This is a genomic window from Bifidobacterium choerinum (assembly GCF_000741135.1).
In the GTDB taxonomy this organism is placed as follows: domain Bacteria; phylum Actinomycetota; class Actinomycetes; order Actinomycetales; family Bifidobacteriaceae; genus Bifidobacterium; species Bifidobacterium choerinum.
On the sequence record NZ_JGYU01000003.1, the window covers coordinates 141,994 to 157,191 of the forward strand.

General features: G+C 64.2%; 11 protein-coding genes, 1 tRNA gene and 2 pseudogenes. 9 read left to right on the plus strand and 5 right to left on the minus strand.

The genetic code is table 11. From position 1 onward, the window contains the following. Positions 1 to 7: 7 nt before the first annotated feature. Entirely contained in the window at positions 8 to 1,282 is a 1,275-nt protein-coding gene (gene dinB / locus BCHO_RS03605; protein WP_024540985.1) for a DNA polymerase IV, read from the minus strand. A 507-nt stretch (positions 1,283 to 1,789) separates the two neighbouring features. Between dinB and BCHO_RS03610 the strand changes: the two genes are divergently transcribed. The 5 genes from BCHO_RS03610 (at position 1,790) to malQ (ending at position 8,033) form a co-directional block, all read left to right on the plus strand. Then, positions 1,790 to 1,879 (plus strand) — tRNA-Ser (locus BCHO_RS03610). Between the two features lie 1,308 nt (positions 1,880 to 3,187). After that, positions 3,188 to 4,126 (plus strand): D-2-hydroxyacid dehydrogenase family protein, encoded by a 939-nt coding sequence (locus BCHO_RS03615; RefSeq protein WP_081707960.1) that lies wholly within the window; start codon positions 3,188 to 3,190, stop codon positions 4,124 to 4,126. Beyond that, the gene (locus BCHO_RS03620; RefSeq protein WP_029675476.1) at positions 4,123 to 4,770 is read left to right on the plus strand and encodes an IMPACT family protein; all 648 of its coding nucleotides are present in this window, start codon (positions 4,123 to 4,125) and stop codon (positions 4,768 to 4,770) included. The genes BCHO_RS03615 and BCHO_RS03620 overlap by 4 nt, the downstream gene beginning before the upstream one ends. Before the next feature lie 179 nt (positions 4,771 to 4,949). Continuing rightward, entirely contained in the window at positions 4,950 to 5,783 is an 834-nt protein-coding gene (locus BCHO_RS03625; protein WP_024540982.1) for an AbrB family transcriptional regulator, read from the plus strand. Between the two features lie 81 nt (positions 5,784 to 5,864). Continuing rightward, complete coding sequence (gene malQ / locus BCHO_RS03630; RefSeq protein WP_024540981.1) at positions 5,865 to 8,033, plus strand: 4-alpha-glucanotransferase; 2,169 nt, start codon at positions 5,865 to 5,867, stop codon at positions 8,031 to 8,033. A 101-nt stretch (positions 8,034 to 8,134) separates the two neighbouring features. Here the strand turns inward: malQ and BCHO_RS03635 are convergent, their stop codons facing one another. After that, complete coding sequence (locus BCHO_RS03635; RefSeq protein WP_024540980.1) at positions 8,135 to 8,554, minus strand: hypothetical protein; 420 nt, start codon at positions 8,552 to 8,554, stop codon at positions 8,135 to 8,137. 153 nt (positions 8,555 to 8,707) lie between these two features. Beyond that, the gene (locus BCHO_RS03640; protein ID WP_024540979.1) at positions 8,708 to 10,681 is read right to left on the minus strand and encodes a GmrSD restriction endonuclease domain-containing protein; all 1,974 of its coding nucleotides are present in this window, start codon (positions 10,679 to 10,681) and stop codon (positions 8,708 to 8,710) included. A 295-nt stretch (positions 10,682 to 10,976) separates the two neighbouring features. Between BCHO_RS03640 and rplM the strand changes: the two genes are divergently transcribed. Together rplM and rpsI are read left to right on the plus strand one after the other, a co-directional pair. Beyond that, on the plus strand, positions 10,977 to 11,426 hold the full coding sequence (gene rplM / locus BCHO_RS03645; protein ID WP_024540978.1) for a 50S ribosomal protein L13: 450 nt from the start codon (positions 10,977 to 10,979) through the stop codon (positions 11,424 to 11,426). A gap of 20 nt (positions 11,427 to 11,446) precedes the next feature. Then, positions 11,447 to 11,941, plus strand: a complete 495-nt coding sequence (gene rpsI, locus BCHO_RS03650; protein WP_024540977.1) for a 30S ribosomal protein S9 — start codon at positions 11,447 to 11,449, stop codon at positions 11,939 to 11,941. 559 nt (positions 11,942 to 12,500) lie between these two features. On the opposite strand, the pseudogene BCHO_RS09010 reads toward rpsI, so the two are convergent. Both BCHO_RS09010 and BCHO_RS09375 read right to left on the minus strand, forming a co-directional pair. After that, positions 12,501 to 14,434: pseudogene (locus BCHO_RS09010) on the minus strand (glycogen debranching protein); the annotation flags it as partial. Between the two features lie 87 nt (positions 14,435 to 14,521). Next, positions 14,522 to 14,701: a hypothetical protein gene (locus tag BCHO_RS09375; protein ID WP_034256174.1), complete on the minus strand. Its 180-nt coding sequence runs from the start codon at positions 14,699 to 14,701 to the stop codon at positions 14,522 to 14,524. Between BCHO_RS09375 and BCHO_RS09015 the strand changes: the two genes are divergently transcribed. After that, entirely contained in the window at positions 14,688 to 14,843 is a 156-nt protein-coding gene (locus tag BCHO_RS09015; protein WP_237743030.1) for a hypothetical protein, read from the plus strand. The genes BCHO_RS09375 and BCHO_RS09015 overlap by 14 nt on opposite strands. Continuing rightward, positions 14,840 to 15,198 (plus strand): annotated as a pseudogene (locus BCHO_RS03665) (sialate O-acetylesterase); the annotation flags it as partial. The gene BCHO_RS09015 and the pseudogene BCHO_RS03665, both read left to right, overlap by 4 nt.

Below are 15,198 nucleotides of genomic sequence, written 5' to 3' on the forward strand. Positions count from 1 at the left end.
CAATTATTCAGATGCCGAGCTGCGCGCTGCCGGAACCGAAACGGCCGCGGATCGCGTCGAGCGCCTCCTCGGCGCCGCGCAGCCGCGTCTGCGTCGTCGAGACGTGTCCGTCGGCGCCGCTTTCGGCGAGCACGTCGTCGAGCGTCGGCTGGATGACCGTCGTCGCACGGTCGCTCAGGCCGCTCACCGACATGCCGGCGAGGCGGATCGCGCGCGGCAGTCGCGCCGGCGTCGCGTCGGCCGGAATGTCGAGCATCGCGCGCAGCAGTCGGAGCGTCACCGGCAGCAGTGCGCTCGCGGAATCGGCCGGCTGTTCGATCGTCAGCGATTTCGTCGTGACGCTCAGGTCGGGGAATCGCAGTTTCACGGTGACGGTGCGCGCGACGAACCCTTTGCGTCGCAGCGTCGACGCGACGTCGTCGCAGCAGCGCCGCAACAGTCCGCACACGCTCGCCGCGTCGCTTACGTCCTGCGGGAACGTGTGCTCGGCGCCGATCGACTTCTCCGGCGCATGCGTGACGATTGGCCGTGCGTCGAGTCCGCGCGCCACATTGTAGAGGCGTTCGGCGGTGATGCGTGAGCCCGCGATGCTTTCGAGCAGCGGCAGATCGATCTCGGCGAGCGCCTTCACCGAGTCGATGCCGTGCTCGTCCAGACGGCGTTCGAGCGCCGGACCGATGCCGGGGATGCCGCGCAACGGCATCATCTGCACGAATTCGGCCTGTCTGGCGACCGGGATGAGCAGCATGCCGTCGGGTTTCGCGTTCGTCGACGCCATCTTCGCGACGAGCTTGTTCGAGGCAATGCCGACTGAGCAGGTGATGCCGTGGCGTGCACGGACCTGTTCGCGCAGCCATGCGCCGATGCGCAGCGGCGAACCCCATTCGAGCAGCGCGCCGGCGACGTCCATATAGCATTCGTCGACCGAGACCTGTTCGATCTGGTCGGTCACGCGACTGAAGATCGTGCCGAAGATGTCACGCGAGATTTGGCTGTAGTAGTGGTGGTCGACGGGCAGGAAGACGCCGCCCGGGCATAGCTGATGCGCGCGTGACGCCGGCATCGCCGAGTTGATGCCGTATTTGCGTGCCTCGTAGTTCGCCGCCGACACGACGGCGCGGTTGCCGGTGCCGATGATGACCGGCTTGTTCGCGAGTTCGGGATGCCGCGCGATTTCGAGTGACGCGAAGAACGCGTCCATGTCGATGTGCAGCACCGTGCAGCCACGTTCGTCGTGGCCCCAGTCGCGTTTGGCGGCGGCGATGCGTGGTGCGGTGCTCATAACCGATAGTCTAGTGGAACATTTGTTCGAATGGAAGTGGGTGCGGTGGATCTGGGCGCGGCTGGGGGCTGTTTACGGGTAGGGCATCGACTGGTTCGATGGAACGGGCCGCTGGTGGCCTGATCCGCGTCCCGATTCGTCGGCATGGTCGATGGAATGGGACGCAATGGGGCCTGTCTGCGGGTGGTTTCGTCGGCCGGCCCGATGAAACGGGACGGAGCGGGTGGGATTGTCGAACCGGTCGATGGAATGGGACGCAATGGGGCCTGTCTGCGGGTGGTTTCGTCGGACTGGTCGATGAGGCGGGACGGAGCGGGTGGGATTGTCGAACCGGCCGACGAATCGGGACGCAATGGGAGCTTATCTGAGGGTAGGGGCATGAAAGCTGACGAATGGGTGGCGCGTAGGGGATTCGGGAGGGTGCGGGACACGCACGGTGATGACGATTTGTGCTGGTCGGGGATGGCTGCTATGCTTACAACCTGTTGCACTTATGAAGTGCGGCGTGGAGTCATGCCTGAGTGGCCGAAAGGGGCACCCTGCTAAGGTGTTAGTCGCGTTAGCGGCTCGAGGGTTCGAATCCCTCTGACTCCGCCAGCTTAAGACGGAATCGCATTGCGGTTCCGGCTTTCTCATTGCCGCGGATTGCTGGATTGGGGCGAATGGTTGGTTTGCTGAAAGGTGAAGCCGCGGTACGCCTTTGTCCACAGCCTCGATGCATCACTGTAGTACGTTCTGCAAATCCCTGCAAATCATGAAACGTTTTCATGGACAGTTTCATGAGACATGTATGCATTGATGAGACATGTATGCAACGATTCGCTCACATGCCTGCAAGCATGTTCATCGGCTGATCCAAGTCTGATGTGTCGCCTGATATGGCTTCATATCGGGCGATTGACGTATCCGCCGGTTGCGTCCCGTTTTGCCGGGCCGGTCGATGGAGGCGCCCGCGGACGGGTCCGGTTGTGTCCCGTTCCGTCGGACTGGCTGATGGTTCCGCCCGGAAACCAGCCTGCTGGCATCCCGTTTCGTCGGGCCTGTCGATGGAAGCGCCCGCGGACGGGTCCGGTTGCGTCCCGACCCGTCGGGCCGGTCGACAGAACCGCCCGCTTCGTCCCGTTCCGTCGGGCCTGTCGATGAAAGCACCCGCGGATAGGCCCGGTTGCGTCCCGACCCGTCGGGCCTGTCGATGGAAGCTCCCGGAAACCGGTCCCGTTGCGTCCCGTTCCGTCGAACTGGTCGATGGTCTCGCCCGCTTCGTCCCAACCCGTCGGCCGGTTCGATGAGCCCACCCGGAGACCGGCCTTGTTGCGTCCCGTTCCGTCGAACTGGTCGATGGATGGGGACGCAGGACGCTCGATGTGCGGTGGAAACAGAAGCGGCGCTACAGTGGAACCCATGACGGAACACATCGAACCTACGGAACCGGCGACGACTGTCTCACACGGTGAACCGGCGACCATGCGCACGCCCGAAACGCTGCCCGCCGGCCCCTTTGATCCGACCAACTTGGCTATCCCGTCCCACTCGACCAGTTCAGCCAGCCCGGCCAGTCCAAACCACTCGGCCATCCCGACCACTCCGGCCAGCCCGACCGTTGCCGCTTCCATGAGCTTCACATCAGCTTCCACCACGCCTGCAGACACGACGCCTGCACCAACCACACCCACCCCGTCCGCACCCACCACGCCTGCACCCACCACACCCGCAGACACGACACCTGCGGACGAAGTCACCCGGGCGGACGCGACTCCCGTCATCCCCACCTCCGCTCACTCTTCCCGACCGCACTCTTCCCGACCGCACTCTTCCCGACCGCACTCCTCCCGACCGCACTCCTCCCACCCCCAGCCCGACCGCGCCGATCTTCCGCTCGTGGCCATCCCATGCGTGTTCGAGGACATGATCGCCCCGCTCAAGGCCGCGCTGCCGATGCTTGACGGCATCGCGCGGGTGCGTCTGTTCGAGGACTACACGTTCGACGAGGACCTCTTCGTCGAGCGCGCGCAGGGTGCCGACGCCGTCATCGTCATCGGCGTGCACATCTCCGACGACATGCTGCGTCGCCTTGCGAAGACGGCGCGCTGCCTCGCATTCGGCGGCACCGGCGTCGCGAGCTACGTGAACTTCGATCTGGCGCGCGAACTCGGCGTGCGCATCTGCAACGTGCGCCACTACGGCGACGCGGCCGTCGCCGAGTTCACCTTCGCGTTGATTCTGGAGCTCGCCCGCCGCGTCGGCGAGCTCGACCGCGAACTGCGCGCCGGCGATTGGGACGGCATGAGCAGCGTCGAACTCGCCGGCAAGACGCTCGCGATCGTCGGTTTCGGCGGCATCGGACAGACGGTCGCGCGCATCGCCCACGGCTTCGGTATGCAGGTGACCGTCTGGGATTCGGGACGTGGTCCGCGCGAACGCTATGCCGAACATGGTGTGACGCCGGTCGCGGACATGAAGGCGCTGTTCGCCGGCGCCGATGTCGTGTCGATCCACATGCCGCTCGTCGATGGCACGCGCGGCATGATCGGCGATGCCGAACTCGATGCGCTGCGCCCGGGTACGATGTTCATCAACACGGCGCGCGCGGAGATCATCGCCCCCGGCGCGCTCGTCAGGCGTCTCGAACGCGGCGACATCCCGGCGGCGCTCGACGTCTACTACCAGGAGCCGCTGCCTATGGACAGTCCGCTGCTCGCGATCGACGGCCTCGTGCTCACGCCGCACGTCGCATGGCGCTCCGACGGCGCGAACCGCAATCTCACACGGCAATGCGTCGAAGACGTCGTCGCCTTCCTCTCCGGCGGCAAGATGAACGTCGTCGTCGATCCGGAGACGAAATGACGACGCGCACGATCCTCGCCGACGCCGCGAACCCGGCGCATGACGCGTTCGTCGAGAAGAAATCCGAGTTCATCGGCGACGCGTGCCACATCGACGACCTCGACGCCGCGCTCGCCTTCGTCGAGACGATCCGCGAGATGCATCCGAAGTCGCGGCACGTCGCATACGCGGCGATCGTCACCGACGGGACGGGGCGCGTCATGGAACGCATGAGCGACGACGGCGAACCGTCGGGCACCGCCGGCAAACCGATCCTCGATGTGCTGCGCGCGAACGACCTGACCGACTGCGTCGTCGCCGTCACCAGATACTTCGGCGGCATCCTGCTTGGTTCGGGCGGTCTGATCCGCGCGTATTCGACCGGCGCGTCGCTCGCCGTGAAGGCGGCGCGCAAGGCGCGCATCGTGCAGTGCCGACGCTTCCACGTCCGCCTCGACTACGCGCAGCTCGGCGGCTTCCAGCAGCTGCTCGCGACCGTCGACGGCGCGCAGCTCGACGCCGCGTTCACCGACCACGTCGAGGTCGACTGCGCCGTGCCGACCGATATGGAGGGCCGATTCGCCGACCGCGTGCGCGAGACCTTCAACGCGACCGTCGTGCCGGAACCGCTCGGCCTCGTCGCACGGCCCGTCGAGGAACGATAGCCGGGCGCGTACGAGCGCCGGCCGTGGCGTATGCGCGACGCGCGGCGACACGCGCGCCGACGCGCGGCCGCGGCGTGCGCGGCGGACGTCGCGCGCAACGGCCGTTGCTAGAGTGGACGGGCATGTGCATGCGACCGCGCACATATGCGGCGGAGCGATCTACGGACAGAGGTGGGACGATGACCGATGAGACGATGAATGGCGGAACGATGGGCGACGACGCCACGTCGACGACGAACGACCAGCCTGTGGCGGACGCGCAGACGGATGCTCAGAACGCGACGAACGTCGCGAACATGGGGGATGCGACGGACGCGACCATGCCGGCGGACGCCGACGCCGCGGCGCATGCGGCGGCAACGGAAGCCGCCGACGCAATCGACACCAACGATACAGACGAGTCCGACGGCGCCGACGCGCCCCATATCGAGCCGCTGACGGCGACCTACGAGCGGCTGCGGCATTCGACGGACGCGGCCGAGCTGCACGAGTTCGCGCGCCGTCCGCTGCCGGACCGCGGCGAGCAGGCGGCGTTCTCGCGAGCGACGGCGTTGCTCGAGGCGGTCGCCGGCAATCCGCACACGCCCGAGGAGGACCGTGTGTTCCTCGCGAGCACGATGCCGTTCCCGAACGTGCTCGTCAAGCTGTCCGAGGATGCGTCGCCGACGGTGCGCGAGGCCGTCGCCGCGAACGCCGACGACAAGAACTGGCTCGTCGGCAGGCTCACGAAGGACGACGTGCCCGCCGTGCGCGACAAGGCGCTGCACAACAAGCGCACGTCGTGGAAGATGCGTCTCGAGGGTGCGCAGGACCCGGATATGGATGTCGAGACGCTCGATTTCCTCTCCCGTCTCGGTGCGGAGCTCGAGCCGGATGCGAACGTTGTATTGTCGTCGATGGTGCGCCGCGCTGTAGCGCTTAACCCTAACGCGTCACAGGAGATTCTCGAAAGACTGAGCGCCGATTCGAGCGACGAGGTCGTGCATGCCGCGCGTCGCCGCCTCGGCCAATGAATCCGCGTTCTGTGGCAAAACTGTGGGAAATGCGCGCGTCGCGGTGTTTTGACAACGTTTGTTGCCCTACACTAGGGAACTATGGCAGAGCAAATGGAAGAAAGCCCGGAGCGCCTCGCACGCCCTCTCGTGTGTCTGGCGTCCATGATGGGCGTTGCAACTAGTTACACCGGTCTGTCGCGCGATTTCCATGAGATCTCCGACGAGACGCTCGTCGCGATCCTTGGTGCGCTCGGCATCGACGCGACCTCCGACGAGGCGATTGAGAAGGCGATCGCCGACATCACGCGTGAGCGCCATCTGCGTCTCATCGATCCGACCGTGCTGCACACGGTCGGCAAGGAGACGCATGTCACGCTGCGCACCGGCATCACCGAGCCGGCGCAGGTCACGCTGATCCTCGAGAACGGCGAGCATTTCGAAGGCGAGCTCAGGCTCAACGCGATGCCGGAAGCCAAGGTGCATGAGATCGACGGCAAGTTCATCGCCGAATCCGAACTCGTCCTCCCCGCCGAGCTCCCGGTCGGCTACCACACGCTGCACGTCGAGAGCGGCGAGCGTTCCGAGGACGCGACGCTGATCAGCGCGCCGGAACGCATCGAGATGCTCGATCCGATGAAGAACGGATCGCTGTGGGGCTGGATGGCGCAGCTGTACTCGATCCGTTCGGCCGATTCGTGGGGCGTCGGCGACTACACCGACCTGCGCACGCTGCTCACCGACGGCAAGCGCTACACGGACGCCGATTTCCTGCTCGTGAATCCGCTGCACGCCGCCGAGCCGGTCGTGCCGCTCACGCCGTCGCCGTATCTGCCGGTGTCGCGCCGCTTCGTGAACTTCACCTACATCCGTCCCGAGGACATCCCCGAATACAACACGCTCGACGACGACGCGAAGGCGGCCGTCAAGGCCGCGCACGCGAAGGTAGAGGGGTTCAACAACGATCCGAAGCTCATCGACCGTGACGCGATGTGGCTCGAGAAGAAGTCGGCGCTGCGCGAGATCTTCAATGCGGGCCTGTCCCAGGAACGCCAGCGTGAGTTCGACGAGTACAAGGCCCGCTGCGGCGAGGACCTCGAGGCCTACGCCACCTGGTGCCTGTGCTACGAGATGTGGGGCGCGCCGGAGGACAAGCCGGACAACTGGGTGCGTGCGATGGACAAGCAGTCGCCGGAGGTCATCGAACTGCGCGAGAAGCACGCCGACGTGCTCGAGTTCTACCGTTGGCTCGAGTGGACGGCGACGCAGCAGCTGCACCTCGCCCAGGAGGCGGCGCGCACCGCCGGCATGAAGATCGGCATCATGTCCGACATGGCCGTGGGCGTGCATCCGCTCGGCTCCGAGGTGTGGTGGAACCCGGAGCGCTTTGCGAAGGGCGCCACCGTCGGCGCGCCGCCGGACATGTTCAACCAGCAGGGCCAGAACTGGAGCCAGCCGCCGCTCAGCCCGCTCGCGCTCAGGAACACCGGGTACCTGTCCTACCGTGAGATGGTGCGCGGCATGTTCGACTGCGCAGGCGCCGTGCGCATCGACCACATCCTCGGCCTGTTCCGTCTGTGGTGGATCCCGGAGGGCCACACGGCCGTCGACGGCACCTACGTCTACTACGACCACGACGTCATGCTCGGCATCCTCGCGATTGAGGCGAGCCGCGTCGGCGGCATCATCGTCGGCGAGGACCTCGGCGTCGTGCCCGACTATGTGCAGAAGTCGCTGTCCGACCACGGCATCCTCGGATGCGCCGTCGAATGGTTCGAGCAGATGGACGGCGTCTTCACGCCGCCGAAGCATTGGCGTCCGTACGCGCTCGCGTCGGTCAACACGCACGACATGCCGCCGGCGGCCGGCTACCTCGAGTACGAGCACGTCAAGATCCGCGAACGTCTCGGCCTGCTCGAGGAGGGTGCCGAGGCCTTCGAGGCGAGCGCCCGCGCGGAGCACAACGCGATGCTGCAGATGCTCACCGACGAGGGGTATCTGGATCCGTCGGTGCTGCAGGACGAAACCGCGCACGAGACCGAGATCGTCGAGGCGCTGTACCGCGGCCTCAAGGGATCGCCGTGCAAGCTGCTCGCCGCGTCCATCGTCGACGCCGTCGGCGAGAAGCGCGCACAGAACCAGCCGGGCACCGACAACGAGTATCCGAACTGGCGCGTTCCGCTCGCTGACGCGGCCGGCGATGCGGTCATGCTCGAGGATCTGTTCCGCGGCGACCTGCTGCAGAGCATCACGAAGATCATGAATGCCTGATTTCCGCCGTTGCGTGCATAGGGGCCCGACGCTTGATACAAGCGTCGGGCCCCTTGCCGTAGAGGAGCGCCGTCTCGTCGTTGATTCGATTTACGGCGGTCTCAGTGCTCCCTCCGCTGCTGATACGTCAGTGTGACCGCCGTCTGCGGCACGACCAGCTGATGATGACGCGCGCGCTGTGCCCATGACAAGTCATCGCCGTCCTCGTCATTGAACGGGTCGATTGGCGTCAGTAGGTCGAACAGCAGCACGAAATCGCCGTAGAATGCGGCCGCATAGTCCGGGGAGTCGCGCCAGTCGAGTGCTGGAATCTCGATGAGATGACCGAGATTCGCCACATGATGTCGCGTGGCCATCCGTGCCACGTCGTGCAGCAGCTGCACCCAGTCGCCGTCGTCGAACGCGTCCGACGCGAAATCGTCCTTCTCGACGAACCATGTGTGGCTTTCGCTGCCGCGTGCGATGCGCAGTATGTGCCGGATGATGACGCCGAATTCGATTTCGTCGAGTTCGCCGAACATTTTTTTCGTTCCCGTCCATATGTCGTCCGTCGTGGTCAGCTAAGCGGCCGCCGCTGCGATCGGATCGGGATCATGCTGGAGGAACGCTGATACGACGCGACGCGCCCTGCCGAGTAGGCGGGACGCGTCGCGTCGTTATGACTCAGGCGATGCTCAGTTGGCGTCTGGGACGTCTGGGAACTGGTAGCGCTTGAGCATTTCGTCGCGGAACCATTCAGAACGACGCTTGATATCGTCGATCGTCCAGGATTCCTTGTCCTCGATGGATTCGCCTTCCTCCGGGATGCTCGCGTTGATCTGCAGCGGCAGACGTATGCCGACGAATTCACCGTTGTCCTTGTAATCGCGCTTCGACAGGTCGTAATGCGCGTCGTTGTCGGAGACCGGATGTTCGGGGACGGCGAAGGGCTTCTGCTGCAGATTCTCGTTGTACGGCGTAAGCGTCAGGTTGCCGAAACGGTGCATGTACTCTGTCTGGAGCTCGCCTGCGGCGGACGGATTGTTCGGAGAGATCTGCTTCTTCCAATATTCGGGCAGGTTTTTGCCTTCGGGGAGAATGTGCTCGATCGTCCAGCGAGGCTTGCCATTGTCGAGCCTGTCGTCGAGATCGAGGGGCCGTGCCTTCGTGGAGAAGCTGGCGTGGTTGCGCTGCTGCAGTCCGAGTTCCAGATCGATGAGCACGAAACGCGTGGTCTTCGCGTTCTGATCGTAGATCGGGCGCTTGAGGATCTCCTTGCCGAAGGTCTCGTCGTCCGCACTCATCTTCTTCAGCGCGAGTACGAGGGTGTGCACGATGTCCTCGCCGCGCAACGCGTCGTCCGTGCCGTCGATGGTGCGGATGACGCCGATGAGCCTGGAACGAATGTTCGACGATTTCGGATACTCCACGATGTTGCGGCGCACATAGAACGTCACGAACGCGCGCAGGATCTCGGCGAGCTGGTCCTTATCGAGCTGCAGTTCATCGGCCTTGACGAACAGGAACAGCAGCAGCGGATAGGCCTGCGTCGATTCCAGCTGCTTGAGACCCTGCAGTAGCTGACGGATCTCCTGATCGTCGAGCAGCGCGTTGCCGCTCGATTCGCCGGACTTGCTGGAGAGTTGGATGATGACGGTGTATGCGCATGCACGGTTGATCATCTCCTGCATATAGTCGTATCCGCCCAAGCGGGATGCGGTCTGCTTGCGCTTGAGCACATCCTGATACCGGTACAGCGCTTTGCTTTTCGTGATCGATCCCCTCGCGCTGCTTTCGAAGGCGTCGTAATTGTTGAGGAAGAACTGCGTAAACGCCTTCGTATCCACATCGCCGTCGGCGTTCGTGAAGATCTTGGCAAGTTTCTCCCAGTCGTTCCCCAGCGTGGATTCCTGTGCTGCGTCGCTTTGGTTGCTGTCCATGCTCAGGAACTCACTCTTGAGCAGATCCACGAGCGTCAGCGGCAGGCCCTTCGAGTTGAGCGAGGAGAAGATGCTGAAGGCGTCCCCGATACTCTCCGCCGTGATTCGCAGGATCATCACGTTGATGAGCTTGTCGTAGAAGTCGGACAACGACTGCATGTCGGGGAACGTCTCCGCATCCTTCAACGTATCGAGGATATGGTTGTATCGTTTCACGAATACGCGGTTCTTTTTGACGTGAGGCTCCTCTTTCTTAGCCGAGGTGCTGCTGTCGATGGCACGGATGAGTTCCTTGTAGATCGTCGCATCGTCGCTGAGCAGTTGCAGGCGCGGATCCGATACCTTGCGGTTCACGATGATACGTCGCTTGATGTCGTTGAGCAGATCCGATGCGATATGCTGGTCCTCTACCGGAAGTTCGGCGTCATCCCTGCGTTCGATGCAGATCTCCCAGAGCGCCAGCAGGAGCAGGGACAAGGTCGTGAGGCGCTGTTGCCCATCGATGACCTCGTAGACTATCTCGGAGGCATCGTCCTTTGACTTATGCTCGGTGACGAGGACGTTGCCGATATAGTATCCGCTCGCCTCCTCATAGATATCCTGGAACAGCTGATCGATCTGTTCCTTCTTCCATGAGTATGGCCGCTGATATGGCGGAATATGGTAGTACTCCCGGCTCTCCATCGTCAGAATCTTTGAGAGAGCCAGACTGGTTGAATCTATGTTCATGACGACCTCCATTGATCGATGTCCCCAACATGGTTCAGATCCATGATCACTCAACATCGCGGTTTTGTCCCGTCGTCGGTGTTTCGTCGCATATCCGCGGCGCGTCGCGGGGCCGGCATTGTCAAGACAGCCGATATACTAGAGGATTGTTGTGTTTCCCTACGGGGTCCTTCAAAGCGCTTTCCCACTCGCCATAAGGACTTTCAGGGAGCCCACGGTAATGAGACCGAACGGACGACGCCCTAACCAAGCATGTCCGGGAAGTCCGGAACACAATACAAAGAAAAGGTATATCGTGAAAACTTTCACACCGAAGCCAGCTGATCTGACTCATGACTGGTACATCATCGACGCCTCCGACGTCGTGCTTGGCCGTCTCTCCGTCGCCGCGGCGAACCTGCTGCGCGGCAAGAACAAGCCGTCCTTCGCTCCGCACGCCGATTCCGGCAACTACGTCATCATCATCAACGCCGACAAGATCGCGCTGACCGGTGACAAGATGGACAAGGAACTCTACTCCCACTCCGGTCGTCCCGGCGGTCTGCGCCGCGACAGCTATGCCGAGCTGCTCAAGAACAAGCCGGAGCGCATCATCATGCACGCCGTCAAGGGCATGCTGCCGAAGAACAAGCTCGCCAAGGTCCAGCTGACCCGTCTGCGCGTCTTCGCTGGCGAGGAGCATCCGTACGCCGGCCAGCAGCCGCAGGTCTTCGAGATCGAACAGGTCTCGCAGCAGGCAAAGTGAACCGTTAGGAGATAGATATCATGGCTGAGAACACCAACAACTCCCCGGTTCAGGAAACCGAGGCTGAGAACACCGTCGCCTTCACGACCGAGACCAACTCCGGCGCCGGCACCGGCACCTCCGCGATCGCCCCGGGTTACGGCACCGGCCGTCGCAAGGAAGCCGTCGCCCGCGTGCGTCTGGTTCCGGGCACCGGCAAGTGGACGATCAACGGCCGTACGCTCGAGGAGTACTTCCCGTCGAAGCTGCAGCAGCGTGAAGTCAACTCGCCGATCGTCCTGCTCAAGCTTGAGAACAAGTTCGACGTCATCGTCCTCGTCGACGGCGGCGGCACCACCGGTCAGGCCGGCGCGATCCGCCTCGGCGTCGCACGCGCGCTCAACGCGATCGACCGTGACGCGAACCGTCCGGCCCTGAAGAAGGCCGGCTTCCTGACGCGCGACGCGCGCGTCGTCGAGCGCAAGAAGGCGGGTCTGCACAAGGCTCGTCGTGCGCCGCAGTTCTCGAAGCGCTGATTTTCGTTTACTGCATCGAACAGGCCATCCGCCGCAGCGGATGGCCTGTTCTGTTTCCCCGTGCGTTTCGTCAGGGGCTTTCGCCGGCACGTTGAGGCCCGCGCTCAGCCCTCGTCGCCCTTGGAACGCTGCAGCAGGATGCTGATGCTCAGCGCGGGGAAGGTCCAGATGTGGGGCTCGGTGCCGTCGGCGGCCATCGGAGCGCCGTAGCGGGCGCCTCGATGACGTGGTCGATCGGCGATGAAGGCGTCGCCGAATCGGCCACGTTCTTGCGGATCGCCTGCTCGATCCGTGGCAGCCCGAGCGCCATCAGGTCGGTGCCCTTGCGTTCGGTCGCGCACATCGCCCATCTTGAGGCGCCCGCACGCGTCGACTTCGGCACGTAGCGGCCCGACCTGGCCCCGCCGCTCACCACGGTGGCGCCGTCCCGCTCGGCGGCGTTGCGTTGCGCATGCTCCATCATCTGCGTGAAGGTCTCGTCGGCGTCGCATTGTCGGCGCATCGCGCGGTCGACCCAGAAAGACTTCTCGAGCGGGACTGTGAATCGTTCCTCATGCATGCCCGGGCACGGCCGCTCGCCGGTCGTCTCCGCCGACGACCACAGCACGTCCCAATGCGCGTCCGGGAGCATGTGGAAGTGCAGCGGTTTGTCGCCGCCGTTGACGACGATCGCGACGTCGAGTTCGTCCTTGCTCAGCAGGCGCATCGTGAACGAGCGGATCGACGTGTCGAACCAGTCGCGTTCCATCGGCGTCGTGCCGTCCGGCAGCAGCCATTGGATGCGACTCGATGGCTTGAGCAGCCCCAGCTGACTGAGGCGCGTGAAGAAGTCCTCGTGGTTGTGGATGTCAAGCGATTTGCGCACCGCGATGAGCCGGGAGATCGACTCCATGCGCATGTATTCGGGCGTCTTCGTCTCGGGCAGGATCCAATCCCAATCGAGCCATGTGATGTCGTTGTCCTGGCAGTACGCGTTGTTGTTGCCGCCTTGCGAATTGTTGAATTCGTCACCGGCGAGCATCATCGGCGTGCCGAGCGACAGCACGAGCGTGCCGAGCATGTTCATGCGCGCGCGTTCGCGCAGCATCGCCACATGCGGGTCGTCGCAAGGCCCTTCGACGCCGAAGTTCGCGCAGTGGTTGATGTTCGCGCCGTCGTTGTTGTGTTCGCCGTTCGCCTCGTTGTGCTTCGTCGAGTACTGCGTGAGGTCGGCGAGCGTGAAGCCGTCGTGTGCCGTCACATAGTTGATCGATGACGTCGCGCCGCGTCCAGGGTCGGTCGCAAACAGATCCGCCGATCCGCACAACCGCGTCGCCATCTCCTGCATGCCGACGCCTTCGCGTACGCCGTCGTTGACTTCGTGCACTCAGAACCTGCGTGCCGCGTCGCGGAAGCGGTCGTTCCATTCGGCGAAGGGGGAGAGGAACTGGCCGGTGCGCCAACCCTGGTCTCCCAGGTCCCACGGTTCCATGATAAGTTTGAGGTTGCCGAGCAGCGGCTCCGAACGCAGCGCGTACAGGAACGGATGGTACGGTGTGAACGACCCGTTGAGCCGCGCGAGGCTCACGCCGAGGTCGAAGCAGGAGCCGTCTATGCCGATCGCTTCGCCCAGTAGCTGAGCGCGTCGACGGCGAAGGTGATGTTATGCGTGTCGGTGAAGTCGATCGTGTTGCCGCAGCCGGTCGTGTCCTCGAGCTCGCCGTGTTGCTGCTGGCGGTAGAACGTGAGGTTGTCGAGGCCTCGCCAACATACCGACGGCCCGGCGTTGCCGCCTTCGCAGGTGTGGTTGAAGACGACGTCCATGATCACTTCGGAGCCGGCGCCGTGCAGTGCGCGCACCATTTCGATGACCTCGTGGCGCACCGCATGGGCGCCGCGCCGCTGCGCGTCCCGCGTCGCGTACGACGGCTCGGAGGAGAAGAAGCTCAGCGTCGAATATCCCCAGTAGTTCGTGCGTCCGCGTTCCTGCAGGAAGATCTCCGACTGCTTCGCCATGATCGGCATCAGTTCGATCGACGTGACGCCGAGGCCTTGCAGATACGCGAGCGTCGTCGGATGCGCGAGTCCCGCGTAGGCGCCGTGGCTGCCCGAGGAGCTGCGCGGCACCTACGCCGTGAAGCCTTTGACGTGCGGCTCGTAGATGACGGTGCGGCTCCACGGCACATGCGGATGCGACGGATCGGCGTCGTGCTTCGTCACGTCGCGATCGTCGATCGCGACCGAGATCGGCACTTTGCCCAACGAGTCGAGGCGGTTCATCGCGCCCCATGCCGAGCCTTTGATCAGGCCGTTCTTCAGCGTGCAGTCATAGGCGAAGGCGGCCGGGTCGAGCGTCATCGAGCCTTCGATGCCTTTCGCGTAGGGGTCGAGCAGGAACTTGTACGGATTGAAGCGCAGGCCGTGGCGCGGGTCCCAGGCGCCGTCGGCGCCGTCGTCGTCGGTGAAGAACAGTCCTGGGCGCGTCGCGTAACGATGAAGTTCGGGCAGTTGCATGGCAACATTGTAGACAGTCGAAGGTCGTGCGTCCCGTGCGATGCCGGGAATATGGACATCGTCCGCGCCGACGTGTGCGGGCCGTGTTCAGCACGGCAGCGCGAGCGCGCGCAGATGGTCGCGCACGATCGCGTAGGCGGCGCCGTCGGCGTCCTGATAGACGTCGCACAGCCCGCGCGTGATGCGCGGCGCCGCGGTGCCGACGACGGTGCTTGAGCATGACGCGAACTGGGACCGCGCGATCGACGCAGTGGTGGCGGAGTGCAACGACCCGCAGGTCACACATTTCGCGTATTCGCGCGCGGGCACCGGCACGCCCGGCCACCCGCGCATCGCCGAGGACGAGGAGATGGCGCGTGAGCTGTGCGCGTATCTCGAGTCGTTCGGCGAAGAACTGTGGGAGCAGTGAGCGCGCCGGGAGCGAGCGGGGTCACGGGCGGCGGCCCGCTCGCCGGGGCGGCGGACCGCACGCACAATGGCTTGCTGCACGTGGCCGCTGTGTTCAGTGACCATATGGTGCTGCAGCGCGAGACGCCAATCGCCGTGTTCGGCACGGCGCCGGCCGGCGAGCGCGTCGTGATCGACCTGACGGACGCGCAGGGTGTGACCGTCGCGCAGACGATGGCCACGGCCCAGACAGGCGGTGAGCATGAGACCGAGGCTCCGTGGCTCGCGATCCTGCCATCCCTGCCGGCAAGCGGACCGTATACCATGCGTGTTTCACATGAAACAGACCGTTTGGATTTCACCGATGTGATGATCGG

What these genes read in the sequence shown, in the direction of transcription:
- dinB (WP_024540985.1), bottom strand. Translation starts at nt 1,282, where the DNA reads ATGAGCACCGCACCACGCATCGCCGCCGCCAAACGCGACTGGGGCCAC.
- BCHO_RS03615 (WP_081707960.1), top strand. Translation starts at nt 3,188, where the DNA reads ATGATCGCCCCGCTCAAGGCCGCGCTGCCGATGCTTGACGGCATCGCG.
- BCHO_RS03620 (WP_029675476.1), top strand. Translation starts at nt 4,123, where the DNA reads ATGACGACGCGCACGATCCTCGCCGACGCCGCGAACCCGGCGCATGAC.
- BCHO_RS03625 (WP_024540982.1), top strand. Translation starts at nt 4,950, where the DNA reads ATGACCGATGAGACGATGAATGGCGGAACGATGGGCGACGACGCCACG.
- malQ (WP_024540981.1), top strand. Translation starts at nt 5,865, where the DNA reads ATGGCAGAGCAAATGGAAGAAAGCCCGGAGCGCCTCGCACGCCCTCTC.
- BCHO_RS03635 (WP_024540980.1), bottom strand. Translation starts at nt 8,554, where the DNA reads ATGTTCGGCGAACTCGACGAAATCGAATTCGGCGTCATCATCCGGCAC.
- BCHO_RS03640 (WP_024540979.1), bottom strand. Translation starts at nt 10,681, where the DNA reads ATGAACATAGATTCAACCAGTCTGGCTCTCTCAAAGATTCTGACGATG.
- rpsI (WP_024540977.1), top strand. Translation starts at nt 11,447, where the DNA reads ATGGCTGAGAACACCAACAACTCCCCGGTTCAGGAAACCGAGGCTGAG.